This is a genomic window from Pollutimonas nitritireducens, assembly GCF_002849615.1.
In the GTDB taxonomy this organism is placed as follows: domain Bacteria; phylum Pseudomonadota; class Gammaproteobacteria; order Burkholderiales; family Burkholderiaceae_B; genus Pollutimonas; species Pollutimonas nitritireducens.
The window spans coordinates 158127-182214 of record NZ_PDNV01000009.1 but is presented as its reverse complement, the minus strand read 5'-3'; the positions used below and the strand labels follow the sequence as shown (position 1 = coordinate 182214).

Below are 24088 nucleotides of genomic sequence, written 5' to 3'. Positions count from 1 at the left end.
GTTACGCACGAGAGTCATGAAACAGCATCTTATTGACCCCGAGGTCTGCATCCGCTGCAACACCTGCGAAGAAACCTGTCCCATCGATGCCATTACCCATGATTCCAATAATTATGTGGTCGATGCTGCCATCTGCAATCACTGCATGGCATGCGTTCCGCCATGCCCGACCGGCGCAATCGACAACTGGCTGAGCGTACTGGCCGGCAGCCCTCATACGCTCGAGGAGCAGCTAAATTGGGAAGTACTCCCACCTCCGCAGGAAGAGTCAGGTGCGCAGCTGGAAGCGGATGGAAGCGTGTCCGCTGCTGCGGCGGCCCGTGCTGCGGCGGCCGGTGCCGCGGCGGCCGCAGGCATCCTGTCCGAAGATTCCGGCCTGGATGGGGTGCCGTCCACGGGGGCGGGGTCCAGTGTCCCGCCCTGGTCCGCGGCCCAGCCGCAGGTCAATTTGTATACCCACAAGAATCCCGTCACAGCGACGGTCGTCGGCAACTACCGCGTAACGGATGAAGACACTGAAAGCGACATCCGGCATATCGTGCTGGACTTCGGTGCGGCGCCATTTCCGGTTCTCGAAGGCCAGTCCATCGCCATATTCCCACCGGGTACCGATAGTAGCGGCCGGGCGTTTCATGCGCGGCAGTATTCAATTGCCAGTCCACGCGATGGCGAACGCCCGCGTTATAACAACCTGTCCCTGACCGTCAAGCGCGTCATGACCGACAGCGCGGGCAACGTCGTCCCGGGCGTTTGCTCCAATTACCTTTGCGACTTGAAGAAGAACGATACTGTCCAGGTTATTGGGCCATTTGGAAGCACGTTCCTGATGCCCAATCACCCCGAAGCCAACCTCATCATGATCTGTACCGGCACCGGCTCAGCGCCCATGAGGGCCATGACTGAGCGCTGCCGGCGGCAGCTCAAGGAAAAGGCGTTCAATGGCAGGCTGATGCTTTTTTTCGGGGCCCGTACGCAACGCGAGTTGCCTTATTTTGGTCCCCTGATGAACCTTCCTGCGGACTTCATCGACATCAACCTTGCCTTGTCGCGGGAGCCGTCGCAGCCGAAGCGTTACGTCCAGGACTTGATCCGCGAGCGCGCGGTCGACGTGGCCAGGCTGCTCGATAATGAGAACACCTGCGTTTTCATCTGCGGACTCAAGGGGATGGAAGAGGGCGTGCTGCATGCCCTGGACGCGGCCATCGGACTGGCAGGGCAGGAGTGGCCCGAAGTACATGCCAAATTGAAGGCCCAGGGCCGACTCCATGTCGAAACGTACTGACGCGGCGTACTAATTGGTGCAGGCAACGCTAATGCAGGTAAAATTGCGGGCTCCTTACCGGTCTATGAGGTTGTTCCATTTGCCATGAAATTTAATGAATTCAAAGTCGGAATGGTCATCAAGCACCCGCCCGTCGTGGTCAACGAGCAGGAAATGCTCGATTTTGCCAAATCATACGATCCACAGTGGTTCCACACCGATCTCGAACGGGCCAAAGACGGTCGGTGGGGCGGCCTGATAGCAAGTGGCTGGCTCACGTGCAGCCTGGCCATGCGTATGGCCGTGGACGCCGCCTTGTACGACTCAGAATCGTTCGGTTCGCCGGGGCTGGAAAGGCTGCGTTGGCTGCTGCCAGTGCGCGCAGGCGATGCCCTGCGCCTTGAGGCAACAGTGGACTCGGTGCGCCAGTCTTCGAGTCGCGACGACCTGGGCATCATGCGCTGGTCATGGAGAGTATTCAACCAGCGCGACGAACAAGTGCTCGATGTGGAAGCAACGAGCTTGTTCGAACTTGAGTCGTCCTAGAAGAACGCTTGCAGACCAGTTTGGGCGCGGCCTAATATCAAGGCATGCACATCGTGCGTGCCTTCATAGGTATTGACCACTTCCAGATTCACCAGGTGGCGTGCCACACCGAACTCGTCTGAAATGCCATTGCCACCCAGCATGTCGCGGGCCAGGCGCGCAATATCTAGCGCCTTGCCGCAGGAATTGCGTTTCATCATGGACGTGATTTCCACGGCGGCAGTGCCTTCGTCTTTCATGCGGCCCAGACGCAGGCAGCCTTGCAGGGCCATGGTGATATCCGTCTGCATATCGGCCAGCTTCTTCTGGATGAGCTGGTTGGCAGCCAATGGACGGCCAAATTGCTTGCGGTCCATGGTGTATTGGCGGGCCGTATGCCAGCAGGCTTCAGCAGCACCCAATGCGCCCCAGGCAATGCCAAAGCGGGCGGAGTTCAGGCAAGTGAACGGGCCGCGCAGGCCGCTCACGCCGGGCATCATCTGCTCGGCGCCGATTTCGACTTCGTCCATGACGATTTCGCCGGTAATCGAAGCGCGCAAACCGACCTTGCCATGTATGACCGGAGCCGACAGGCCCTTCATGCCCTTGTCCAGGATGAAACCGCGGATTTTGCCGTCGTCGTCACCGCCGACCACTTTGGCCCAGACAACAAAAACGTCGGCAATCGGTGAGTTGGTGATCCACATTTTGCTGCCGCTAAGCTTGTAGCCATCGGCTGTCTTGACTGCACGCGTCTCCATGCTGCCGGGATCGGAGCCATGGTTGGGTTCGGTCAGGCCGAAGCAGCCTATCCATTCGCCGCGGGCAAGCTTGGGCAGGTACTTGCGCTTCTGTTCCTCGCTGCCAAACTCATTGATGGGCACCATGACCAACGAGGATTGCACGCTCATCATCGAGCGATAGCCCGAGTCGACGCGTTCGACTTCGCGCGCGATAAGTCCATAGCTGACATAGTTCAGGCCGGCACCGCCGTATTCTTCCGGTATGGTGGCGCCCAATAGCCCGAGTTCGCCCATCTCGGCGAAAATCGCGGGATCGGTTTTTTCATGACGAAAGGCTTCGAGCACGCGGGTGGCCAGTTTATCTTGTGAATACGCCTGCGCTGCGTCGCGCACCATGCGTTCTTCTTCAGTTAACTGTGCGTCCAGTAGTAAGGGGTCTTGCCAATGAAAAGAGGGGGCTGCCGACATAGTGGGCTCCGGGTCAGATAGGTTGAAATATAAGAGAGCGCCCCGGCAGCCGTCACGCAAACCGGGGCAATGGATCAGGCCTGGGCTGCTTGCGCCTGCTGACGAATTTTTTCCAGTGTCGTGGAAGGCGAGATGGTTTCAGGATCGATCAGGCAATGCAGGATGGCCGGCTTCCGGCTGGCGACCGCGCGTTCGAAGGCGGAGGCAAATTGTTCGGTCGTTTCCACACGTTCGCCGTGTCCGCCGAAGGCCTCGGCATAGGCGGCGAAATCGGGGTTCTGCAACGAGGTGGCCGACAGGCGCGCAGGATAGTGTCGCTCCTGGTGCATGCGGATGGTGCCATACATGCCGTTGTCAATAAGAATTACGATAATGGGCAACTGATATTGGACAGCGGTTGCGAATTCCTGACCGTGCATCATGAAACAACCGTCGCCAGCGAAACAGACCACGGTCTTGGAAGGATCGATACGTTTGGCGCCCACGGCGGCGGGCAGCCCATAGCCCATGGAGCCCGATGTCGGAGCCAGTTGCGTGCCGAAGCGCTTGAACTGATGGAAGCGATGCAGCCAGGTGGCGTAGTTGCCCGCGCCATTGCACATGATGGCGTCCTCGGGCAGCGTAGAACGCAGATACGACATCACCTTGCCCATTTGCAAAGCGCCTGGGTGCGTGATTTTTTGTGGGTCTGTCCAGGCAAGGTAGCTGGCGCGCATGCGTTCCAGTTCCGCCGACCATGGAGCCGATTGCTGGGGGCGCAGGGCCGTGACCGCCTGGGCAAAAGACGCCGGCGATACATTGATAGCAAGGCTTGCGCGGTAAACGCGGTTCAGTTCGCTCGCGTCGGGATAGACGTGCACCAGTGTCTGGGCCGGTACGGGAATATCAAAAAGCGTATAGCTTTGGCTGGCGATTTCGGACATGCGGCCGCCCACCAACAAGACTAGATCGGATTCCTTGATGTAGTTCATCATGTCCGGATTACTGCCCAAGCCCACGTCGCCAATGAAGCAAGGGTGGTCGACCGAGCAGAGCATCTGGCGGCGGAACTGCACCGCCACCGGAAGCTGATAACGTTCGGCAAACTCGGCGAACTGGTCGACGGCCACCTGGTCCCAGCGCGTGCCGCCCAGTATGGCGACCGGCCGCTGCGCTTTGGCCAATTGCTGCGCAAGGGCTTCCATTTGTTTGGCGGTCGGCGCACTGTCGATGACTTCGTAGTGCGGTGCGTCGTGCACTTGCGCGTACTCGATCAGCATGTCTTCGGGCAGGGCGATAACGACAGGGCCGGGCCGCCCCGAGGTGGCCACATGGAACGCGCGCGAGATGATTTCCGGTATGCGTTCGACCTGGTCGATTTCCGTTACCCATTTTGCTTGCGTACCGAATACAGCGCGGTAATCCATTTCCTGGAAAGCTTCGCGCTCGCGCATGCCGCGTTCGATCTGGCCCACGAACAGGATCATGGGGGTGGAGTCCTGCGACGCGATATGAACGCCGGCCAGTGCGTTGGACGCACCTGGGCCGCGCGTTACCATGCAGATGCCGGGCTCGCCGGTAAGCTTGCCATGAGCGTCCGCCATCATGGCCGCACCACCTTCCTGGCGGCATACGGTGACCTGTATGGAGGCGTCGTGCAGGCCATCGAGGACGGCCAGATAGCTTTCGCCGGGCACGCAAAAGACATGCTTGACGCCTTGCGCGGTAAGCTGGTCGACAAGGATGTGGCCGCCCAGGCGGGAACGAAGTTGGGAGTGTGAGCTTGCTTTCATAGAGGATTAGGATAATGTGCGTTGAGGGCACAACGCAATTGATAAAATTGCACAATGTCTTGCCTATTATGCAAGACATCGTTGAGCGAAGTCGTAACGGTCAATTCTACGCTGCCGCTCGAATTGCCACAGGAAAGGTTGATGAGAAAAGGAATTCCCAATTTAGGCGCCCTGCAGGCTTTCGAGGCCACCGCCAGGCTATCCTCGTTTTCGCGTGCCGCGGAGGAGCTTTCGCTGACGCACAGCGCGGTTTATCGACAGGTCACCGGCCTGGAGGAGCGCCTGGGCGTTCAGTTGCTGACACGCGTACGGCGTCGCGTTGCGGTCACTGCGGCAGGTGCGGAATACGCCGCACGCGTACGACATCACCTGGAACAACTGGAAAAGGATACGCTGGGGCTGATGTCGCGTACCGGCATGGGACGCAGTTTGCACGTGGCGGTGCTGCCGACCTTGGCCACGACCTGGCTCGTACCTCGACTGCCGGAATTTCAACGCAGGCATGGCGACATCTCGGTAAGCCTGTCTGTGCGTACCCTGCCTTTCCAATTCAATGATCATCCTTTCGACGCCGCCATCTATCATGCCGAGCAAATATGGCCGCAGACTGTCGGCATCAAATTGTTCGACGAAGGCGAACTACTGCCAGTCTGCACACCCGGGATGCTGAAGGCGATCGACGCGGCCGGCGGATCCATGGCGGACCTGACCCATCTGCACATGTCTTCGCGTCCCGACGCCTGGCGCCACTGGTATCAGGCGCAGCAGAAGGAGTATGTACCGTCCATCAGCGCCGGCCCGCGGTATGAGCTTTTCACCATGACCCTGGCCGCTGTCAAAGCAGGAATGGGCGTGGCGCTTGTGCCACGTTTTCTGGTTCAAGCGGAACTGGATGCGGGACAACTTCTAACTCCGGTCCAGGGAGTGCTCAGCGTGCGCGAGGCTTATTTCTTCAGCTATCCTGTCTCGAGCGAACCCAGCGAGGCCTTGCTGGCGCTGGAGGCCTGGTTGGCTGGTATTACTGAAGCAAATCGAGGATAGCGTGCTGATGACACCCAATCGAACCACCCGTGCCATGCGCCGAGTTTTGCGGCGGACCGCTGCGTGCATGCTGGCCGGCGCAAGTCTGCTGGCCGCGGCAGGTGTATCGGCCTTCGATGCCGGCACATACAACGATGTCCTGGATGCGCAGCCTCCGGTCAACGTTCAGGACATCAATCCGGAGGCGGCGAGCACGTCTGTTCGCCAAGGACGGGAAGGGGTGCGCGCGTCCCACTACATGGTGAGCACCGCGAATCCGTTTGCGACGAAGGCCGGCGCGGACGTCCTGGCCGAAGGCGGGAGCGCCGTAGACGCCGCCATAGCCAGCCAGATGGTGCTGAACCTGGTCGAACCACAGTCATCGGGCATTGGAGGCGGCGCCTTCATCGTTTCTTATGATGCCAAGAGCCGGTCCGTTCACGCCTATGACGGCCGTGAAACCGCGCCCGCCGCCGCCCGCAGCAACCAGTTTATGGCCGAGGGCAAGGCAATCCCGTTCTGGGAGGCCGTCAATAGCGGACGGTCGGTGGGTGCGCCGGGACTTCTTCGGGTCCTGGCCCTTATGCATGAAGAAGATGGACGCCTGAGCTGGGCTCGCCTTTTTGCGCCGGCCATCGCATTGGCGGAAGAGGGGTTCCCCGTATCCGAACGCTTGCACGCCTTGCTGAAAGATAATAACGGCCTGCGAGACCAGCCTGCCGCGGCGGCTTATTTCTACGACGCGCACGGCGAGCCCTGGCCGGTGGGCTACAAGCTGGTGAACAAACCGTTGGCCGAGGTATTTCGGCAGGTTGCGAAGCAGGGCGCGGAGGCGTTCTACGAAGGCATATTGGCGCAAGACATCGTCAACGCCATTGCAGGGCACGCTGTTCCGGGCGATCTGACGCTGCAGGATTTGTCAGGATACCGCGCCCTCGAACGGGCGGCCTTATGTGCGCCCTACAAGGTCTACACGCTTTGCGGAATGCCGCCACCAAGCTCAGGGCCGTTGACGGTAATGCAAATGCTCAACATCCTGTCGCACACGGATATCGAATCCTTGCCGCCCGATTCACTGCAGGCGGTGCATTACTTCTCCGAGGCCGGAAAGCTTGCCTATGCCGACCGGGATGTGTACGTAGCGGATCCCGCGTTCATCGACGTGCCGGTAAAGGCCATGCTGGATCCCGAGTATCTGGCGTTGCGCGCAGGTCTCATCAAGCCGGACCGGACAATAGGCCGCGCCCCGCCGGGCGATCCGGCAGGCATGCTTGCCATACGCGGAAAGGACACGTCGCTGCAGCAGGCTTCCACCACGCATATCTCGGCCGTGGACGCGCAAGGCAACGTGGTGTCGATGACCAGCACGATTGAATCGGCGTTCGGCAGCAAGATTTTTGTACGTGGTTTTCTGCTGAATAACCAACTGACCGATTTCTCGCTTTCCGACGTGGACGCGCAGGGCAAGCCAGTGGCCAACCGGCTTGAACCGCTGAAGCGGCCGCGCAGCTCAATGGCGCCGATGCTGGTGCTGAAGGAGGGCAAGCCTGTCATGGCCATCGGCTCGCCGGGTGGTAGCGCGATCATCAATTACGTGGCGAAGACGATCCTCGGCGTGCTGGACTGGGAGCTTGATATTCAGCAGGCGATAGCCCTGCCGAATCGTGGAAGCCGGAATTCGTTCACGGAACTGGAGAAGGGGACGTCTTTGCATGGACTGGCAGGAGGCTTGCGGGCCATGGGGCACGAGGTGAGGGAGATAGACTTTCCCAGTGGACTGCAGGGGATAGTGGTGACGCCGGAGGGATTGGAAGGTGGGTCGGACCCGCGTAGGGAAGGGGTTTCTGCTGGAGGGTGACGGCGCCGCCCGCCAGCCGGCCCGCTTGTGCATCGGGTCGTGTTGGGCCTAGGTTGGTCGACGTAATGCTTAATAGACATCCTGGATATCGAAGCGCGTGACTTTGTTGCTATCCATCCGGAAAATGTGCATCACTGTCTTGTCCCTCAGCCCATGAGTCTGGCCATTTAACGGCTGACCATTGAGGTCGAATACTGACTGGATCACCTCAACAGCTACGGCACCATCCGAAGTTTGTTGAAATGCTATTGGCTCAACGTGTGGGCTGACGACAGCCCATTGGCGTGTCCAGTAGCCGCGCATAGCCTCATGCCCATGAATGTGGCCGCCATCCATGCCGTTGGCCCAGGCGACATCATCGGCAACCGCGGCAAGTACGCCGTCGATGTCTCTCGCGTTGAAGCGTTCGTACATTTCCTTGATAACTTGAAAATCGCTTTTCGGCATACTCATTTCCTCAGGAAGGGTTGAAGGGATTGCCGATGGCATCGAGCCGACATTGCCTGGCGCCCGTCGGATATATAATATATACGTGCATATGTATTTGTGTAAAGCGCTGATGAAGAAAAGGAGCGGTATGGCTGAAAATGTGCTTTCTACGCCGGGGCATCTCGTAAGTCTGGCGGCGCGGGGCTTCGCTCGCCTTAGCGAGTCGCGTCTTAAACCGCTCGGTTTCGGCGTGGGTCAATTGCCTGTGCTGGTTGCGCTGAAGGACGGAAACGCAAGCACGCAGCGCGACCTCGCCCGGTTTGCCAAGGTTGAGCAACCTCCGATGGCGCAAATGCTTGCTCGCATGGAAAGGGACGGTTTGATCGAGCGAACCCCCGACCCCGTGGACGGTCGCAGCAGTCGCATTGTGCTTACGAGGGCCGCGCAAGAACGCATGCCCGTGGCAATCGCGACCCTGTTCCAGGGAAATCGGGAGGCGCTCGCCGGATTTACACAAGCGGAAGAGGCACAACTTATTGACCTGCTTACACGGCTGATCGCAAATCTCGATCAAATGGCGGGTGCCGAGGCTAGATAGCCTTTGTGAGTGCTATCTTGAGTGTTATTGATGTCAGATGAATTGTTAGGCGTCGCGCGAATCCACTTGGCACGTCTCATGCAGACACTCCGAAGAGCGCCCCGACTGCCGCGGTCAAGCCCATTGCCAACGCACCCCAGAAGGAAACACGTAATACCGACACGAGCGCCGGGGCGCCGCCTGCGCTCGCAGCTAGCAGGCCCAACAGCGCAAGAAAGAAGAGCGAGCTTACTGCGATGCCCCACATGAGTGCAGCATTCGGAAGCATTAGAACCATCAGCAGTGGAAGCGTCGCTCCCACGGCGAAAGTTCCAGCGGAGGCGAACGCAGCTTGGACTGGTTTCGCGGCCAACGTATCGGATATGCCGAGCTCGTCTCTGCCGTGTGCGCCAAGCGCATCATGAGACATTAGTTGGGTGGCAACTCTTGATGCTAATGTACTATCCAGTCCACGCCGCACGTAGATCGATACCAATTCTTCGTGCTCCTGTTCGGGATTTGCGGCCAACTCTTTAACCTCACGAGTCAGATCCGCGCGCTCAGTATCAGATTGCGAGCTGACGGAGACATACTCACCAGCGGCCATTGACATAGCACCCGCTACAAGGCCGGCAACACCCGCAACGAGAATGGCTCTTGTACTTGCGCCGGAGGCCGCGACTCCCAACACTAGGCTCGCAGTAGAAACAATTCCATCGTTTGCCCCTAAAACGGCGGCACGAAGCCAGCCGGTTCGATGTGTTCGATGTTGTTCGCCGTGTCTCATACGTTCTTCCCGAGCATTTGAAGGTTCATTGCGACGCCTGACAGTCAATATAGGACGCCAATGGCCGTATAACATGGTTATTTTGGTTGCCCAGTGTGGCAGTGTAACCACATGATACGCAATCATTTGAATTTTTCTACGTCTCTACAACGCTCAATAATACGGACAGCCCGGACAAGACTTCTGGGCATTTCCGAGCGGCAGCAATGCCCTAGCTGCAATTCCCCTGCTGGTTTGAACCTTGCACGCAAGCGTGTCCGTCAATGTAATCGTTACTGCGTCTGCCTTCGGGAAGAGTCAGAGGCCGGTCAGGGTCGAATAGCGTCTGAGCGTATTTCCAATCGACGGCCTATCGGATTTTCGTGATTATCAGCAGACTAAAACTCCTTTCCCCAAAAAAAAGGGGTTCGTCATGAAACACAAACACTTGCGCGCTGATGATTTCATTTTCTCAAGCAGAATCCGCGCATCTTTGCACTTATCGACCAGGCAATACGCTCGGATAGTTGATGCCTGGGTGACCGCCATTGGGATACCTTGGTATCGAAGTCGATGACGCGCTGGAATTAGTCGAAAGACGTCTCGATAGACAGTTTCTGCACAATGCTTGGAGTCAAAAAAGGCCGTGAAGCCAGTTGTCTTGTGGTCACGTATTTGTTCAACGAACAGGACTCAACGATGCTTACGCCCATATCTTTCACGTCCATCGCACACGATGTCGTGTCGATCTACCTGGATCATGATTAGCCTTATTGACTGGCCGGTCGCTGATCTCGATGAACACAGATGCTTCGCTTCTTATGCAAGTAGCCTAACGAGAAACTCACTGCCACGGACACCTTCAGCGTAGGCCGAAGTATCCCAGGATAAACAAGATGATGACGATGAGACCAACAAACCAGATAATTCTGTTCATGATTTGATTCCTTTGAGTATGCAGTCAAACGCGAAACGGTTTCAGGCTGTTCACGGCGTGCGTACAACACCCCGTTTCCAACCGGCTAAGCGCGCTGCGACGCAAGCCTTCAAGTCAGACATTCCATTTGACCAAATGGGATGGTCCCCCTTCCCAGAAGCCACGCTGGTTAGCTTATGAACATTGTCTCATACGCGGAGGTAATAAACTCACACCACCAATTGCACAGGCAATCACGACATGAACGCAAAATTGAGCAGGTCGTGGTTGATCACGTGATTGAAGGCTGTAGCGCATGAGCAAGAAAGAAACGCATCATCTCAGCGCTGGCATCTGGCCCATTAGCGTCCGTGAATGAACCACTTTCGTTTCCACCCGCCCAGGCATGCGAAGCGCCATGCACGGACCAATGTTCCGCGTCGATGCCGTCGGAACTCTCCATTACGCTTAGCGTTGATCGCCGCCCTTCATCTGAGTCGGCGATTTCTTCCGAAACCGTAGCTTCGCCTCGGTCAAACCCCTTCAATAGTTCCCAGCTGTTTGAAGGAACAACGGTTCCATCTAAATCCCCATGGAAAACGATGAGTGGGCGCTCCTGCGCGGCATGTGTTGCAATAGCCGTCAATCCAAATGGTACGCTTATACCCATCTTCATGGTGCCCAGCGCAGAAAGCAGGCTAGAAGCACTCCCATAGGGTAAGCCTGAGTGAATGCCAGCCGCAGCATAAAGATCCGGATAGGTGTGGATCATTACGGCCGCCATCGCGCCACCAGCTGACATACCAGCCACGTAGACGCGGGTTGCATCCACCTTAAAGTTGGTTATGATCTCACGCGTAATCCCCGCGACCATCGAAGGTTCTCCGAAATCTCGGTGCTGATGCTGCGGTTGATACCAGTTCCAGCATTTTTCATGACTTGCAGTGCTGGGCTGAATCGGATAGGCCACGAGACACTTTTCCCGTTCAGCTAACACGTTCATACCCGTGCCGAGTGAAAAGTCTGCAGCATCCTGCTTACAGCCGTGCAGCATTATTATCAAAGGTAGGGGCGTACTGCCGTATCCCTTCGGGACGAAAAGCAAGTATTCCCTTTCGCCTTGTGCGCTTGAATATCGATAGCTTTTCATGTTCATGTTGGGTCTGTTTCCTTAGATAGCAAGCATCGTGACGAAGCGCCGACCGAAGAGCGATGCTAACTCTAGATATTCGACAGCCAGTCAGCCGCCTCATCGCCTGCTTTTCTCAGCATAGGCTTTATTATGCTGCAATGCAACATAAGCATTATTATGTCACCGTCATAAAATTATGCGGTCTATGCTGCGCACCTTACCGGCATAACGAAGATTTAGACATTCGCGACAATTTGTGATCACAGGTATTGGCACCCTGGGGAACTAGTCATGAGTCAGTTCACGACAGCTGGAAGATATCGAGACAGTCTGCTTTCAGACACCGATCTGCTATCCGAACCATGAGGTCGATGGGGACTGCACATTGCTATCGCGCCGATCCTGCTCGGTCGGGGAGAATCGCTGTACGAAGGGCTGGAACTGCGGGCGCTGGGATACGACGGCGTTGAATTCCTGGCGTCGGAGAATGCCACGCATGTCGTCCTGCGACGCCAAGGGGATACTGACGCCCAACCTCTGGCTGAAGGCCAACGCCCCTGACTGGCTGCGGTCTAGTCTTGGTCGTAGGTGTCAGCCCGGCGCTAGGCATAGACTTCCGCAGTTGGTATATTAGGCGACGAGACGCCGATCGCCCCGGAAACAGAAGCTGCTTGCCGCCCGCACCCCAACGTCTTTTTCAAAGTCGTGACACCGCTTTCGCTTGAAACGAACCTGGGGACAACCAATGATGAAACTGTATGGAATGGGTCCCACGCGTTCGCTTCGCGCACGCTGGGCTCTTCAAGAACTTGATGCGGAGTTTGAGTTTGTGCCCATCAACCTCCTTGCCGGCGAAAACCGCCACCCCGACTTCCTGCGTCTTAATCCCACTGGCAAACTTCCGGTGCTGGTTGACGGTGACCTTGTACTCACAGAATCGGCCGCTATCGTCATGTACTTGGCAGAGAAGTACGGCGCCAAGGGGCTCATGCCCACCGATCTATCGGAGCGGGCGCAGGTGTATCGGTGGTCCATGTTTGCGGTTACCGAGCTTGAGCAGCCACATTGGCGGATAGCCCGGCACAGCTTCGTCTATCCCGAAGACAAGCGCCTGCCAGAAGATATTGCTCTCGCCAAAGATGAGTTTGTGTAGATGGCCGCAATACTTGACCGCCATATGGATGGGCGCGAGTTTATCGTGGACGATACGATAAGCGTTGCGGATTGCGTCACCGCCTATGTTGCCCGCGACGTAGCGCGACCCGCCTTCAAGCGTGCTTTTGACGCTCAATTTGCGGTTTTCGCTGCCGCGCTCTCGAGGCGATAAAAGTTTGCCTGGGCTTGACTTTCGACGCTGGGCGGCGAAAATGGCTGCGCATGGCCAAGGCTTCGATCAGTTGCTGGACGAGTCTACGCATATCGCGCCATTACTCAAAGCCCGGGGCTATCGCGCTTGTGGAAAGATCCAGGGGGGCGCCGGCCCACAGCCAGCGATTACAGGACTTCTGCGGTGACGCCTGGATCGCGGTGGGCGATGCGGCGCAAGCTTACGATCCATTGTCGTCGCAAGGCATGGACAAGGCGCTTCGGACGGGCAGCCATGCTGGGCATATGATCCACTACGCATTGACAGACAGCCTGCGGGACGCGGCGGGATTAGGCAGTGGCAATGCGTTCGTCCATCAGTACGATGTGCAGCAGCGTCAACTTTGGCAAACGTATTTGTCGCAACGAGACTTCTACTACGGAATGCAGCTCCGTTGGTCTGATCAGCCGTTCTGGCAACGTCGGCGTCGGCCGGACGCTCCTAGCGTTCCACCATAGGCCATATGATTCTGCAGCAAAACGGGAGAGCCTCCATGCAGGTCGAAATCTCACCTCTTGACAGCATTGATACGGCCGAAGAGTATGTAACGCGCGAAGACAATATTAATTACCGTGTCCGTCTGTTTTGGATCGGATTAAGACATCGGTAATTGACCTGGCCTCGGCCAGAAGCAGACTTTCGCACATGATTCCTATCTGCCAGAATTGTCTCGATCTCAATTTTTCTAAATCATCACCATGTCTGACGATCCCGCAACTACTGGTCTGCTAATACGAACGATCCAGCCCGCTGACTTTGAAGGATGGCTTCCTCTTTGGGACGGCTATAACGCCTTCTACGGGAGAATCGGAGCTACTGCATTGGCTCAAGAAATTACGAAGAAGACATGGGAACGCTTTTTTAATCCGGGTGAGCCTGTATTCGCACTGGTCGCGGAAGACGACGGTACGATTGTCGGCTTGGCTCATTACCTGTTTCACCGCAGCACCACCAGGCTTGGCCATGTCTGCTATTTGCAGGACCTATTCACTTCCCCGACACAGCGCAATCGCGGAATTGGCAAGGCCCTCATCAATGAGGTTTATAAGCAAGCAACGCAAGCTCAATCAAGTCGTGTTTATTGGCAAACACAAGCATCAAATGAAATCGGGCGGGCGCTCTACGATAAAGTAGCTACACATAGCGGTTTCCTCGTTTACAGCCACGAGCTTTAGCTTATTTTTGTCGTGAGAGAAAGTAACGGTCTCACGTCAGATTGTTTCCTAAAACAATTGACGTGAGATTTTGATTGCGGGATTGCTTTATGTATTGCAACGGCGCAAAAATGCAACGTAGCTGACAAGTGAACACAGTGGCCCGCCGGCGCGAGGGCTCGCACCAAAAGACCGAGATGAACCTGAGCGTCGGTCAGTTCAGACGACAACCGTTCCGCTGACATCAACTCAGTAAAGGAGAATACGGTGAAATACATAATCACTTGGTTTGAACGATCTCAACGTTCGGCTATGGAACATGAGAATGCCCATCGAGGCGCACGCATCTGGTCCGCTGTCGCGGCGATGCTGCTTATGCCATGCGCGCTCGCGCAAGACGCCACGCAGACTGATGGAGACAAGTACAAGATCATGCTGGAAAACGAGTGCGTCAGAGTGCTCGAGTATCGCGATGAGCCGGGTGACAAAACACAACAACACCATCATCCTGCATTCGTTCTGTACGCCCTTAGCGCGTTCGAGCGAACATTGACTCTCCCTGACGGGAAGGTTCTCCGCCGACAGTTCAAAGCGGGCGATGTCATGTGGTCAGAGGCACAAACACATATTGGCGAAAATGTCGGTCAAACGGCTACGCATGTTGTTATTACCGAGCTGAAGAAGGGGCCTGAAGACGGCAAGGAGTGCACCCAACGATGATGATTTCGCCGAGAAGCTGCAGACATCCCGCATTGGATCGTATCCCAGGGTTCACAGGCGCTTGATGGCGACGCCGGTCTACCCCCGGCGCCATAAACAAGTGATCATAGAAACGGAGCACAGTAGAATCCGGTGACGCCAACGAATACATGCGAGCACATAGCAAGTCCCTTGAAAGTTGCGGCTCAAGCACGCTAACATCAACCGTCCGCTGCGCTCAGCCAGATCCAGTGGGTCCTCTTTAGGTATCTTGAAATGGCAGAAACACAAGCGTCCACATTCATGGCTCAATTGCTTTGTCCCGCGAATTCCGGCGAGGACGAGTCATGGGCGTTTCTGGTCTTGCCAAAGGCGGTCAGTGAAACGTTGCCGAGGCGCGGCAGGACGTCGGTCGAAGGCACACTTAATGGCTATCCTTTTCAAGCTACGCTCGACCCGGACGGCCACCTAAGTCATTGGCTCAAAGTAGGCAAAGGGCTCCAGGAGGCTGCTGCAGCGTCGCCTGGAGATATGGTTGCGGTTCAAATTTTTCCGGCGGACACAGAGCCAGAGCCGCGGTTACCTGATGATCTGCGGGAAGCTCTTGCTACGTCTCCAGCAGCCAAAGCCACCTGGGAAAACACCACAACTATCGCTCGGCTGGACTGGATCCATTGGATCGAGTCCGCAAAGCAGGCCAAGACCCGAAATAGTCGGGTTGATAATGCCCGTGAGATGCTTGCTTCGGGCAAGAAGCGGGTCTGCTGCTTTGATCAATCGGGCTACTACAGCAAGAGTCTCAGCGCACCCAAGGCAAAAAATTGACGGTATGCTACTGCGTGCGGCGATTAAACCAATGTCTTACTTTTCTTATGAAAGGTTGACACCATACTTATGCAAGGCTGACACACCATGACGACTGGAACTGTTCAATTTCATCGCGTTTTGCTTGCGCCCCCCGAGCGGGTTTACCGCGCTTTTCTCGAACCCGATGCGATGGCGAAGTGGCTTCCGCCCCATGGGTTCACGTGCCAGGTCCATCACCAGGATGCCAAAGTGGGCGGTACGTACAAGATGTCCTTCCGCAACTTCGGCACGGGCAACAGCCAATCTTTTGGTGGCGAGTATCTCGAACTGGTGCCGTCCCAGAAGATCCGCTATACGGACCAGTTCGACGACCCCAATCTGCCTGGACGCATGGAGACCACTATTTCATTGCGGCAGGTTTCCTGCGGAACCGAACTTACCGTCGTGCAGGAAGGCCTTCCCGCAGCCATTCCCGTGGAGATGTGTTATCTGGGCTGGCAGGAGTCACTTCTTCAACTGGCAAGGCTGGTAGAGCCCGAGATCCCTGGCTGATCGTCTGTATCCAGCCGAGCTGCGCGGCCCCTACACCGACGGGCCGACCAATCAGATCATCGGGCACGGGTTGCTCATGCTTTTGCAGACGAACCTCTGCCTGCATTGAAGAATGACAGGCAGGGAGAGCAGTTGAATGCGGTGCGATATGCGGTCAGGCACCGCCTCTCCGCGGACGCTGAACGACACGGACTTTCCCGCTTGTTCCTCCGCCGCAATAGAAAAGATCCGCGCCGTCGGACTCCAGGCCACTGACACTGAGACCGGCCGGCATTTCCAGCTGCTCCAGCACTTCACCGCTATCCGGATCGATGCGGCGGATATCGCTTTCTTCCCCCTCCGATGTTCCGTGCCATAGCTGACCGTCCAGCCAGGTTACGCCGGTGACATAGCGGTTGGACTCGATGGTACGGATCAGTGCGCCGGTCGCTGGGTCGATCTGGTGGATCTTGCAATCGCGGTACTGGCCTACCCACAGGCTGCCCTCGGCCCAGGCGAGCCCCGAGTCGGATCCGTGGCCAGGAGCCGGAATCGTGGCGACCACTTTGCCGGTGGCGGGCTCGATTTTGTCGATGCGCTCCTCTGCGATCTGATAGAGGTAAGTACCGTCAAATGCCGTGCCTGCATCGCAAGCGCGGTCGAGGGAGCGTTCGGGTTTGCCGCTGTCTGGATCGAAAGCGATCAGACTGTCTCCGGTGGCGGCCCAGACGCGCTGGCCATCGTAGGTGACGCCATGCACGGGGCCGTCGGCAAAGGGGCCATACTCGCGCACGATCTCGGCCGTACTGGTCGTTGCCTGGACTGGGTCTCTGCTTGTCGTTTGAGTCATCATTATCTCCTTGTGAGGGCGCCTTGATTGGGCCCGGTAGGACGACTTTATTCCGTTGGCATCAAAGTGGGGAGTAACAAGATTGTCGTGAATTCGGTCAGCGGGGGCGACAGCCAGCGTTGCATTCGCGCGCGACCTATTGAGCGGACTTTCCCCGCAGCCTCAAGCTCGCCCAGCGCGCGCTGGACGGTGCGCTGACTGGTAGACAGAGCCAAAGCCAGTGCGGAGCTCGACCATGCCGCACCATCGGCGAGCAGTGCCACCAAAGAGGCCTGATCACCATCGATGGGCGGCGCCAACACGGCAACGGAATGTCCGTCAAGCGATTGAAGCACAAAGCCCCGGCTGGTCGCGTTAATCTGCGCCATCCCGGTGACGAGTCCACGCAGACGACTGATCTCAACCCTTAGACGCGCCCGATGCGACTCATTGCCATGGCGGGTGCGGAACGCAAACCGGATCAAGGACTCCCGGTCGATTTCGCCCGGCCACGCCTGCGCAAGCGCGCGTGCCAGCGTGAACAGTATTGGTCGGCGGGCCAGTGGCAGCCAAGTGATGCCACTGCGCAGGCCCCGTTGGCAGGCGTCCAGCACTAATGTATTGGAAGCCAGCAGTTTGGCAACCCCGTCAAGGTCCAGCTCACGCTCACCGCCGTGAAAGAAAAGGCGGGCAGCAGGCTGCTGGAGTACCTTGTGCGCCTGCATCACCTCGGACAATAGCGCCGGCACGCGCGAGCGCTCAGCCGCATCCCGCGCGCGATCCAGCGCTGCCCTCGCGGCGTCGATTTGTAGCGAACGCAGCGCCAGCTCCACTGTAGCCAGCCCAGCCACCGCGGCCAGCGATGGCGGCATTCCATGCGTATCCAGCTTTGCCAGCGCTGCCGCGGCGTCTTCAAGTCGGCCAATGAGCAATAGCCTGCGCACTGCAATCAGGCGCGCCTGCTGGGCGTTGGCGTGATCGGCGTGGGCATCCAGAATATCCAAAGCCGCCATCAGCGAACGCGGCGATCCCCCCAGATCGCGAACTGCCAGCGCCACCTCAGCCTCGGCGACGACACAGCGAGCACGCGCCACCGCTTCATGCGCCCCAAAGCCGCCGCCCGCGCGTCGCAGCAACTCACGAGCACGCGCATACTCGCCCAACTGCGCCATGGCAATGCCGCGCAGGGCCAGCGCCGGCGGATCGTCACGCAGGGCAACCCGCTTTAGCGCACCAAGCGCATCGCCCGACGCAAGCGCCCGCGCGGAGGCAGCAATCAAGGAATCCATGGCAAGAGAATACACCGCTGCTTTTATGAATGGCGTGGCCTTGAAACAGTGAAGTAATCTTGCGGGATTGCCTCATGAACGCCAAGCGGCATCTTACTTGTGCCGTTACGATCACACCAGACGCCAAGCACCCCAACCGCCCGAGCCGTCCCAGCGGCATCACGCATTGCCATCCCAGAGTGGGGCGGGGGGGCGGGGTGAAGCTTTTCAGCGACTTACGGGGCCGAGCGGGCCGGAAGCGAAGGGAGTCCCGAAGGGGACGGACGAGCGACGCAAGCGGTGTTCGGCGCGCAGGCGCCGAACCGGTCACGTGGAGCGAAAAGCTTCACCCCGCCCCCTGTCCCACGCCAGAAGGAACAAATCTCCGATTGCCCCCCGACCCAAGTCAGAAAAAACTACCGGAACACCACCGTCCGCTGCCCATTAAGCAAAATCCGATGCTCCACATGCGATCTCACAGCTCGCGACAGCACCAGCGACTCCACATCGCTGCCCACCTGTGTCAGATCATGTGCGCTCATTGCATGGTCCACCCGCTCAATGTCCTGCTCGATGATAGGACCCTCATCCAGGGCCCCCGTCACGTAATGCGCCGTTGCGCCGATAATCTTCACGCCACGTGCATGAGCCTGATGATAGGGGCGGGCACCCTTGAAGCTGGGCAGGAAACTGTGATGAATATTGATCGCCTTTCCAGACAAAGCCTGGCACAGATTGTTCGATAGAATCTGCATGTACCGGGCCAGCACCACCAGGTCGACGTTTTCTTGGCGCACCAGATCCAGGATCTGTTGCTCTTGAGTTTCGCGTGTCTCGGGGCTCACCGGCAGGTGATAAAACGGTATCCCGTAAGATCCGGCCATGCCCGCAAAATCGGCATGATTCGACACAATGCCCGCGATCTCCACAGGCAGTTGCCCGCTGTGCTTGCGAAACAGCAAATCGTTCAGGCAATGTCCCTGACGGCTGACCAGGATGAGCAGTCGCGCCTTGCGTTGGGCATCATAGATCTGAGCTTCCATGTTGAACTTATCGGCGACCGACGCGAAGGACCGTTCCAGTTCCTGGGCATCTGCGGGAAGGGGAAGGTGGAAGTGCACGCGCAGGAAAAATCGTTCGGTCTCGAGATCACCGAACTGCTGGGCGTCGATGATGTTGCCGTGCAGATTCAAAAGCCAGCCGGTTACGCTATGCACAATGCCGATACGATCGGGACAGGAAAGGGTGAGGATGTAATCGTTCATGTTTTCAGGGGTCAAGCCAGATGGGGTGTTTGCATGAGTGCGGAACGTGTTGTTTGTGCCAGCGCGAGGCATGCCGTGAGCCCCGGAGATTCGATTCCGAACAGATTGACCAGACCGGAAACGCCATGCGTTGACGGCCCTGCCACCACGAAGTCGGCAGCGGGCATGCCGGGGCCGGCTATCTTGGGCCGTATGCCCGTGTAGCCGGGATTCAAGGCGCCGTCGGGAAGGGCAGGCCAATAACGTCGCACGGCCTCGTAAAACGTATCGGCTCGCCGCGCGTCCAGCGAATAATCTTCACCGTCTATCCACTCCGTGTCCGGACCGAATTTGGCTTGCCCGCCAAGGTCCAGCGTCAGGTGCACACCCAGGCCGGCGCTATCAGGCATCGGATAAATAAGGCGGCTGAAAGGGGATCGTCCTGACAAGGTGAAGTAGCTGCCCTTGCAGAAGTACGGCTTGGGTATGTGTTGATGTGGCTGTCCGTGCAGTGCCAGGGCGACGGAAGGAGCAGACAGGCCTGTGGCATTGATCACACAATTTGCTGTGAGCTCCATGGCGTCTGAGCCGGTGAATTGAAGCAGGAACTCCCCGGTGTCCAGTAGTCGTCCGGCATGGAATGGGGTGTGGAAAACGCACTGGGCGCCCAGGTTTTCGGCATCGCCCTGCAACGACAACATAAGCGCGTGGCTGTCGACAATGCCGGTGGAGGGCGATACGAGCGCTGCGTCGCAGGCCAGTGCCGGTTCCAGCTCGCGCGCGTGCGCGCCGTCGATTTCGTACAGGTCATCGACGCCATTCAACCTGGCGCGTTGCGCGATGGCTCCGAGCTGCAGGCTTTGCTCAGGCGTGGACGCGACAATAAGCTTGCCCAGGCGCCGATGCGGTATGCCCCGTTCGGCGCAATAGTCGTAGAGCATATGCTTGCCCGCGACGCATAACTGCGCTTTCAAGCTGCCCTGCGGATAGTAGATGCCAGCATGGATCACCTCCGAGTTGCGGGAGCTGGTGCCGGTGCCGATCGCCTCCGCGGATTCCACGACCAGGACTTCCCGCCCTGCCATGCTCAGCTCGCGCGCAACGGCCAGGCCGACTACGCCGGCACCCAGGACGACGCAGTCTATATCTGCTGCCATGATGTTTCCTGCATTGTTGTGTAGGTATCTGCCAAGCCTAGTCGTTCGACAACGGCTCGGTGGACGGTGTGAGGTCAAAATCACCGGCATGATATACCAGCGGTTGACTGAAGTTACGGTGACAGCGCTCCACTTGACCAATAAAGACGAGGTGGTCGCCGGCCTCATGCTGGATGAGATTATGGCATTCAAACCAAGCGGCGCAGTCTGGATCGTCAAGCATCAACGTGCCGCCCGGAGCACGCGTCAAGGCCAGGCCGCTGAATCGTTCGGCCTGGGCGCCATAGGCGAAACGTTTGGCCAAGTGTAATTGCGGTGCCGCGAGGACATGGATGACGTAGCGCTGCGTGCGAAGGAAGTGACGCAAGGACGAGGCCGCCTTGGATAGACTCCAAAGCACAATGGGTGGTTCGAGCGACACCGAATTGAACGAACTTATCGTCAGGCCCACGGGACGGTGGTCATCGGTCTCGGTGGTGATGATGGTAACGCCGGTCGCAAAGCGGCCTAGTGCCGAACGAAAAAAGTCAGCATCGAAGTCGGGTGGCGTTGCAATCATGGTGTCCCCTTGCCGCCGATCAGGGCGCCAAGCGCATGCGTGACCAATTTTCGTCGTTTTCGCGTTGGAACACCAGGCGGTCGTGCAAGCGCGAGGGCCTGCCCTGCCAGAATTCGATGTAATCGGGCCTCAGCCGGTATCCGCCCCAGTGCTCGGGGCGTGGGGGATCTCCGCCCAACGACTCCGTCAGCGCGATCAGTCGTGCCTCGAGTTCGCCACGGGTGATCGGCTGGCTTTGCGGTGAAACCCAGGCGCCTATGCGGGATCCCAGCGGCCTGCTTTGGAAGTATTCGTCCGATTCGGCGGCGGACACCTTTTCTATGCTTCCTTCCAACCTCACTTGCCGTTCAAGCTGCGGCCAAAAGAACAACAGGCTGGCAAACGGGTTGGCGGCCAGTTCCCGACCTTTTCGGGATGCGTAGTTGGTAAAAAACGTGAAGCCTCGCTCATCGAAGCCTTTCAACAGCACAATGCGCGCTGCGGGACGGCCCTCGGGCGTGGTGGTGGCCAGTGTCATCGCATTGGGTTCAGGTACGGCGGCCTGCAGTGCCTCGTTGAACCAGAGCGTGAATTGCTCCAGTGGCGTCGTGGCCAGGGAGGCCTCGAGCAATTCGAATTTTTCGTATTTCTGGCGAAGATCAGCAACGGACATGATGGCGCGTTAAGAAAGGTGTCGGAATGCTAGTTTACTGGACTACGCGGTATCAGGGCGCAGCGCTCGTCGGTTTGTGCAGTTCCCGAACCAGCAGTTGCAGGCGATTGTCCTGAATGTTGGATTGTTTCAGTGCCCTTGCGGTTTCAAGCACGTACTCGATGCATGGGCCGTAGCTACCATGAGCATTGCGGACGATGTCGACCAGCTGGTCGACGGGCAGGTCGCGCACATACGCGTCGGTGTAGCGGTTCATGGTGAATGTGAGCGCGCTGACTATCCCATGTTCGGTACGGCACTTCAGCCACCGGGGGATGTAGGCGCCACTGGGCATTTCACGACGCCAGAGCGCTTCCATCGTGGAGGGGACCTCATTGGCCTGGATCCGGTAGGCCATGCCGCGGCATGAGCCGCCGACATCCAGACCAAATACCAGGCCTGGCTTGTCCGGGGTGCCTCGATTGACGCGCGACCACAGGCACAAGGCGCGATGATAGCCGTGGAGCAGTGCCGCCCGTTGTTCTGCGAACTGAAATTCAGGTCGCCATATCAGCGAGCCGTATCCGTATATCCAGACATCTTCATCGTCATTCCAGCCGGCCAGCGCATCAAGCATGGATGCATGGCGTTCGGCTTCGGTCAACAGGCGGAAGCTACTGGAGGCGGCAGCGGCGTGCGGAGCGGGTGTAAAGGTGTGATTCACGTGATTCCGGCGAAGAGCAGGGCTCAGGATGAGATATATCGATATAGTAAATCAGTTGCGCAGCGGCGGGCATGGTCCTGGACGTGATACCGTGGAGTCACCTCATTTTTTACATATATGCCCGAGCCTAACTATGCCCGTCACTTGTCAATTCGATACCGAACGCCGCTTCGGCGGCCTTGAACGTCTGTATGGTCCCGGCAGTTTGCAGACTTTGCGCAATGCCCACGTGGTGGTGGCCGGTATCGGTGGCGTGGGATCCTGGTGCGCCGAGGCGCTGGCGCGTTGTGGAGTCGGGGCTCTCAGCCTGATCGATCTCGATCATGTTGCCGAATCGAACATCAATCGGCAATTGCATGCGTTGACCGAGACTCTGGGACAGTCCAAGGTCGCGGCAATGGCTCAGCGCGTGCATGGGATCAACCCGGAGTGCCGTGTGCGCGTGGTCGACGATTTCGTGAGTCCAGATAACGTAGCTGATGTGCTCGGGGACGATGCGGGTCTTGTTATTGATTGTACTGATCAGGCACAGGCCAAGATAGCCATGATCCTTCACGCACGTGCGCGCAAAATTCCTATTCTGGTTTGCGGCGGTGCGGGCGGGAAAACCAATCCACTCGCCTTGCGTGCCGGCGACCTTGCGCTGGCGGTCAATGATGCCTTGCTGGCAAAGCTGCGCAATACCTTGCGCCGCCAGCACCAGTATCCCAAGGCATCCGACCATGCCGGCAAGCCGCGCAGGCGCTTACCGAAAATGGGCATTCGCGCTTTGTGGTTTGATCAACCCGTCTTGTTGCCGGCTCAATGGCTGGCCACGGGTGTCGACCTGACCGACCCCGGCCGGCTTGCCGGTGTGCAACCGCCGCCCGACACCTTGCAGGGTCTGTCATGCGCCGGATATGGATCGGTCGTAACCGTGACGGCTGCAATGGGAATGGCGGCCGCCAATGAAGCGGTATATTGGATGCTGAACGGCAAGTTCGCCTGAAATCGGCAACTGCCAGCGCTGGCGATCACACGGGTTCCAGGGGCTGGTGTGGCTGGTCGGGCAAAGCAATGATTATGGCATCCTGCGGATAGACGACGCCGCCGCGCAACACTATGCCCATTACACCGGCTTTGCGTATGAGCCGCCCATGTTCGTCGCGCGACAGCACAGCGGCCATCAGGCCAGTCTGGAAGGCATCGAGCTGCGAGCAGGGGTTGCGCAGGCCGGTTACCTCGACGACAGCCGTTTCGCCGATGTGCAATCTGGTCGAGCTGGGCAATTGCAGCAAGTCGATGCCGCGGGTGGTGATGTTTTCGCCTATTTCTCCGGGACCCACTTGAAAGCCCTGTTCGGCAAGCTCGTCGTGCAGCTCGCTATGAACGAGATGAACCTGCCGTAAATTGGCCTGGCCAGGGTGTTTGGCGACGCGGGAACGATGCTTGACGGTGGTGCCGCAGTGCGCGTCGCCTTCCACGCCGAGCGCCGTCAACAAGGTGATGCTGTTGTACTGGTCTTTGCTGAATGTATGGGTCTGGCCTTTGCTGACGGCGATGACTGTTGGACGTGTGAAGTCAGGCATGGTGCACCTCAGTATGGAATGCGCTTATCTTATCGCGGCACGGCCGACTTTGCCGCCCCGGTTCGCATATTCAGGTGAAACGTG

24 protein-coding genes and 3 pseudogenes are annotated in these 24088 nt (G+C 58.0%); 14 read left to right on the top strand and 13 right to left on the bottom strand.

Annotated features, from left to right (window positions below; translation table 11 throughout):
• The first annotated feature begins 16 nt into the window (after positions 1 to 16).
• Together boxA and CR155_RS15120 are read left to right on the top strand one after the other, a co-directional pair.
• Entirely contained in the window at positions 17 to 1282 is a 1266-nt protein-coding gene (gene boxA, locus CR155_RS15125; RefSeq protein ID WP_102070867.1) for a benzoyl-CoA 2,3-epoxidase subunit BoxA, read from the top strand.
• 84 nt (positions 1283 to 1366) lie between these two features.
• On the top strand, positions 1367 to 1807 hold the full coding sequence (locus tag CR155_RS15120) for a MaoC family dehydratase (protein WP_102070866.1): 441 nt from the start codon (positions 1367 to 1369) through the stop codon (positions 1805 to 1807).
• Here CR155_RS15120 and CR155_RS15115 read toward each other — a convergent pair.
• On the bottom strand, positions 1804 to 2997 hold the full coding sequence (locus CR155_RS15115; RefSeq protein ID WP_102070865.1) for an acyl-CoA dehydrogenase: 1194 nt from the start codon (positions 2995 to 2997) through the stop codon (positions 1804 to 1806). The two genes, CR155_RS15120 and CR155_RS15115, sit on opposite strands and share 4 nt — an antisense overlap.
• 74 nt (positions 2998 to 3071) lie before the next feature.
• A complete protein-coding gene (locus CR155_RS15110) occupies positions 3072 to 4769 on the bottom strand; it encodes a thiamine pyrophosphate-binding protein (RefSeq protein WP_102070864.1) in 1698 nt (565 codons plus the stop codon).
• 141 nt (positions 4770 to 4910) lie between these two features.
• On the opposite strand from CR155_RS15110, the gene CR155_RS15105 reads away from it, so the two are divergent.
• Both CR155_RS15105 and ggt read left to right on the top strand, forming a co-directional pair.
• Positions 4911 to 5810 (top strand): LysR substrate-binding domain-containing protein, encoded by a 900-nt coding sequence (locus CR155_RS15105; RefSeq protein WP_102070863.1) that lies wholly within the window; start codon positions 4911 to 4913, stop codon positions 5808 to 5810.
• Positions 5811 to 5817: 7 nt separating this feature from the next.
• Positions 5818 to 7647, top strand: a complete 1830-nt coding sequence (gene ggt, locus CR155_RS15100; RefSeq protein WP_233214333.1) for a gamma-glutamyltransferase — start codon at positions 5818 to 5820, stop codon at positions 7645 to 7647.
• Positions 7648 to 7716: 69 nt separating this feature from the next.
• Here the strand turns inward: ggt and CR155_RS15095 are convergent, their stop codons facing one another.
• Positions 7717 to 8094 (bottom strand): nuclear transport factor 2 family protein, encoded by a 378-nt coding sequence (locus CR155_RS15095; RefSeq protein ID WP_102070862.1) that lies wholly within the window; start codon positions 8092 to 8094, stop codon positions 7717 to 7719.
• Positions 8095 to 8224: 130 nt separating this feature from the next.
• On the opposite strand from CR155_RS15095, the gene CR155_RS15090 reads away from it, so the two are divergent.
• Positions 8225 to 8674 (top strand): MarR family winged helix-turn-helix transcriptional regulator, encoded by a 450-nt coding sequence (locus CR155_RS15090; RefSeq protein WP_102070861.1) that lies wholly within the window; start codon positions 8225 to 8227, stop codon positions 8672 to 8674.
• A gap of 76 nt (positions 8675 to 8750) precedes the next feature.
• Here the strand turns inward: CR155_RS15090 and CR155_RS15085 are convergent, their stop codons facing one another.
• Positions 8751 to 9440, bottom strand: coding sequence for a VIT1/CCC1 transporter family protein (locus CR155_RS15085; RefSeq protein ID WP_102070860.1), 690 nt, complete (start codon positions 9438 to 9440; stop codon positions 8751 to 8753).
• 427 nt (positions 9441 to 9867) lie between these two features.
• On the opposite strand from CR155_RS15085, the pseudogene CR155_RS21480 reads away from it, so the two are divergent.
• A pseudogene (locus tag CR155_RS21480) lies at positions 9868 to 10069 on the top strand (hypothetical protein); the annotation flags it as partial.
• 558 nt (positions 10070 to 10627) lie between these two features.
• Here the strand turns inward: CR155_RS21480 and CR155_RS15075 are convergent.
• Complete coding sequence (locus tag CR155_RS15075; RefSeq protein ID WP_102070859.1) at positions 10628 to 11491, bottom strand: extracellular catalytic domain type 1 short-chain-length polyhydroxyalkanoate depolymerase; 864 nt, start codon at positions 11489 to 11491, stop codon at positions 10628 to 10630.
• A gap of 354 nt (positions 11492 to 11845) precedes the next feature.
• On the opposite strand from CR155_RS15075, the pseudogene CR155_RS21120 reads away from it, so the two are divergent.
• From CR155_RS21120 to CR155_RS15040, 7 genes and pseudogenes are all read left to right on the top strand, one after another.
• A pseudogene (locus CR155_RS21120) lies at positions 11846 to 12028 on the top strand (hypothetical protein); the annotation flags it as partial.
• A 187-nt stretch (positions 12029 to 12215) separates the two neighbouring features.
• Positions 12216 to 12710, top strand: a pseudogene (locus tag CR155_RS15065) (glutathione S-transferase family protein); the annotation flags it as partial.
• A 212-nt stretch (positions 12711 to 12922) separates the two neighbouring features.
• Positions 12923 to 13291: an NAD(P)/FAD-dependent oxidoreductase gene (locus tag CR155_RS15060; RefSeq protein WP_199171777.1), complete on the top strand. Its 369-nt coding sequence runs from the start codon at positions 12923 to 12925 to the stop codon at positions 13289 to 13291.
• Between the two features lie 240 nt (positions 13292 to 13531).
• Complete coding sequence (locus CR155_RS15055; protein ID WP_102070858.1) at positions 13532 to 14008, top strand: GNAT family N-acetyltransferase; 477 nt, start codon at positions 13532 to 13534, stop codon at positions 14006 to 14008.
• A 246-nt stretch (positions 14009 to 14254) separates the two neighbouring features.
• Positions 14255 to 14707, top strand: a complete 453-nt coding sequence (locus CR155_RS15050) for a cupin domain-containing protein (protein ID WP_199171776.1) — start codon at positions 14255 to 14257, stop codon at positions 14705 to 14707.
• Positions 14708 to 14989: 282 nt separating this feature from the next.
• Complete coding sequence (locus tag CR155_RS15045; protein ID WP_233214331.1) at positions 14990 to 15511, top strand: YdeI/OmpD-associated family protein; 522 nt, start codon at positions 14990 to 14992, stop codon at positions 15509 to 15511.
• A gap of 87 nt (positions 15512 to 15598) precedes the next feature.
• Entirely contained in the window at positions 15599 to 16045 is a 447-nt protein-coding gene (locus CR155_RS15040) for an SRPBCC family protein (RefSeq protein WP_102070856.1), read from the top strand.
• 154 nt (positions 16046 to 16199) lie between these two features.
• On the opposite strand, the gene CR155_RS15035 is transcribed toward CR155_RS15040, so the two are convergent.
• The 7 genes from CR155_RS15035 to CR155_RS15005 form a co-directional block, all read right to left on the bottom strand.
• A complete protein-coding gene (locus tag CR155_RS15035; protein ID WP_102070855.1) occupies positions 16200 to 16874 on the bottom strand; it encodes a Vgb family protein in 675 nt (224 codons plus the stop codon).
• Positions 16875 to 16921: 47 nt separating this feature from the next.
• Entirely contained in the window at positions 16922 to 18142 is a 1221-nt protein-coding gene (locus CR155_RS15030; protein ID WP_102070854.1) for a helix-turn-helix domain-containing protein, read from the bottom strand.
• Between the two features lie 395 nt (positions 18143 to 18537).
• On the bottom strand, positions 18538 to 19386 hold the full coding sequence (purU, locus tag CR155_RS15025; RefSeq protein ID WP_102070853.1) for a formyltetrahydrofolate deformylase: 849 nt from the start codon (positions 19384 to 19386) through the stop codon (positions 18538 to 18540).
• 11 nt (positions 19387 to 19397) lie between these two features.
• On the bottom strand, positions 19398 to 20522 hold the full coding sequence (locus CR155_RS15020; protein ID WP_102070852.1) for an NAD(P)/FAD-dependent oxidoreductase: 1125 nt from the start codon (positions 20520 to 20522) through the stop codon (positions 19398 to 19400).
• Between the two features lie 37 nt (positions 20523 to 20559).
• On the bottom strand, positions 20560 to 21081 hold the full coding sequence (locus tag CR155_RS15015) for a flavin reductase family protein (RefSeq protein WP_102070851.1): 522 nt from the start codon (positions 21079 to 21081) through the stop codon (positions 20560 to 20562).
• 19 nt (positions 21082 to 21100) lie between these two features.
• On the bottom strand, positions 21101 to 21733 hold the full coding sequence (pdxH, locus tag CR155_RS15010) for a pyridoxamine 5'-phosphate oxidase (RefSeq protein WP_102070850.1): 633 nt from the start codon (positions 21731 to 21733) through the stop codon (positions 21101 to 21103).
• A gap of 52 nt (positions 21734 to 21785) precedes the next feature.
• On the bottom strand, positions 21786 to 22436 hold the full coding sequence (locus tag CR155_RS15005) for a gamma-glutamylcyclotransferase (protein ID WP_233214329.1): 651 nt from the start codon (positions 22434 to 22436) through the stop codon (positions 21786 to 21788).
• Positions 22437 to 22569: 133 nt separating this feature from the next.
• On the opposite strand from CR155_RS15005, the gene CR155_RS15000 reads away from it, so the two are divergent.
• The gene (locus CR155_RS15000) at positions 22570 to 23424 is read left to right on the top strand and encodes a tRNA threonylcarbamoyladenosine dehydratase (RefSeq protein WP_233214318.1); all 855 of its coding nucleotides are present in this window, start codon (positions 22570 to 22572) and stop codon (positions 23422 to 23424) included.
• Positions 23425 to 23449: 25 nt separating this feature from the next.
• Here the strand turns inward: CR155_RS15000 and CR155_RS14995 are convergent, their stop codons facing one another.
• Positions 23450 to 24004 (bottom strand): MOSC domain-containing protein, encoded by a 555-nt coding sequence (locus tag CR155_RS14995; RefSeq protein WP_102070848.1) that lies wholly within the window; start codon positions 24002 to 24004, stop codon positions 23450 to 23452.
• Positions 24005 to 24088 lie beyond the last annotated feature (84 nt).

Coding starts and splice junctions, on each gene's coding strand:
- boxA (WP_102070867.1), top strand. CDS start 17: ATGAAACAGCATCTTATTGACCCCGAGGTCTGCATCCGCTGCAACACC.
- CR155_RS15120 (WP_102070866.1), top strand. CDS start 1,367: ATGAAATTTAATGAATTCAAAGTCGGAATGGTCATCAAGCACCCGCCC.
- CR155_RS15115 (WP_102070865.1), bottom strand. CDS start 2,997: ATGTCGGCAGCCCCCTCTTTTCATTGGCAAGACCCCTTACTACTGGAC.
- CR155_RS15110 (WP_102070864.1), bottom strand. CDS start 4,769: ATGAAAGCAAGCTCACACTCCCAACTTCGTTCCCGCCTGGGCGGCCAC.
- CR155_RS15105 (WP_102070863.1), top strand. CDS start 4,911: ATGAGAAAAGGAATTCCCAATTTAGGCGCCCTGCAGGCTTTCGAGGCC.
- ggt (WP_233214333.1), top strand. CDS start 5,818: ATGACACCCAATCGAACCACCCGTGCCATGCGCCGAGTTTTGCGGCGG.
- CR155_RS15095 (WP_102070862.1), bottom strand. CDS start 8,094: ATGCCGAAAAGCGATTTTCAAGTTATCAAGGAAATGTACGAACGCTTC.
- CR155_RS15090 (WP_102070861.1), top strand. CDS start 8,225: ATGGCTGAAAATGTGCTTTCTACGCCGGGGCATCTCGTAAGTCTGGCG.
- CR155_RS15085 (WP_102070860.1), bottom strand. CDS start 9,440: ATGAGACACGGCGAACAACATCGAACACATCGAACCGGCTGGCTTCGT.
- CR155_RS15075 (WP_102070859.1), bottom strand. CDS start 11,491: ATGAACATGAAAAGCTATCGATATTCAAGCGCACAAGGCGAAAGGGAA.
- CR155_RS15055 (WP_102070858.1), top strand. CDS start 13,532: ATGTCTGACGATCCCGCAACTACTGGTCTGCTAATACGAACGATCCAG.
- CR155_RS15045 (WP_233214331.1), top strand. CDS start 14,990: ATGGCTCAATTGCTTTGTCCCGCGAATTCCGGCGAGGACGAGTCATGG.
- CR155_RS15040 (WP_102070856.1), top strand. CDS start 15,599: ATGACGACTGGAACTGTTCAATTTCATCGCGTTTTGCTTGCGCCCCCC.
- CR155_RS15035 (WP_102070855.1), bottom strand. CDS start 16,874: ATGACTCAAACGACAAGCAGAGACCCAGTCCAGGCAACGACCAGTACG.
- CR155_RS15030 (WP_102070854.1), bottom strand. CDS start 18,142: ATGGATTCCTTGATTGCTGCCTCCGCGCGGGCGCTTGCGTCGGGCGAT.
- purU (WP_102070853.1), bottom strand. CDS start 19,386: ATGAACGATTACATCCTCACCCTTTCCTGTCCCGATCGTATCGGCATT.
- CR155_RS15020 (WP_102070852.1), bottom strand. CDS start 20,522: ATGGCAGCAGATATAGACTGCGTCGTCCTGGGTGCCGGCGTAGTCGGC.
- CR155_RS15015 (WP_102070851.1), bottom strand. CDS start 21,081: ATGATTGCAACGCCACCCGACTTCGATGCTGACTTTTTTCGTTCGGCA.
- pdxH (WP_102070850.1), bottom strand. CDS start 21,733: ATGTCCGTTGCTGATCTTCGCCAGAAATACGAAAAATTCGAATTGCTC.
- CR155_RS15000 (WP_233214318.1), top strand. CDS start 22,570: ATGCCCGTCACTTGTCAATTCGATACCGAACGCCGCTTCGGCGGCCTT.
- CR155_RS14995 (WP_102070848.1), bottom strand. CDS start 24,004: ATGCCTGACTTCACACGTCCAACAGTCATCGCCGTCAGCAAAGGCCAG.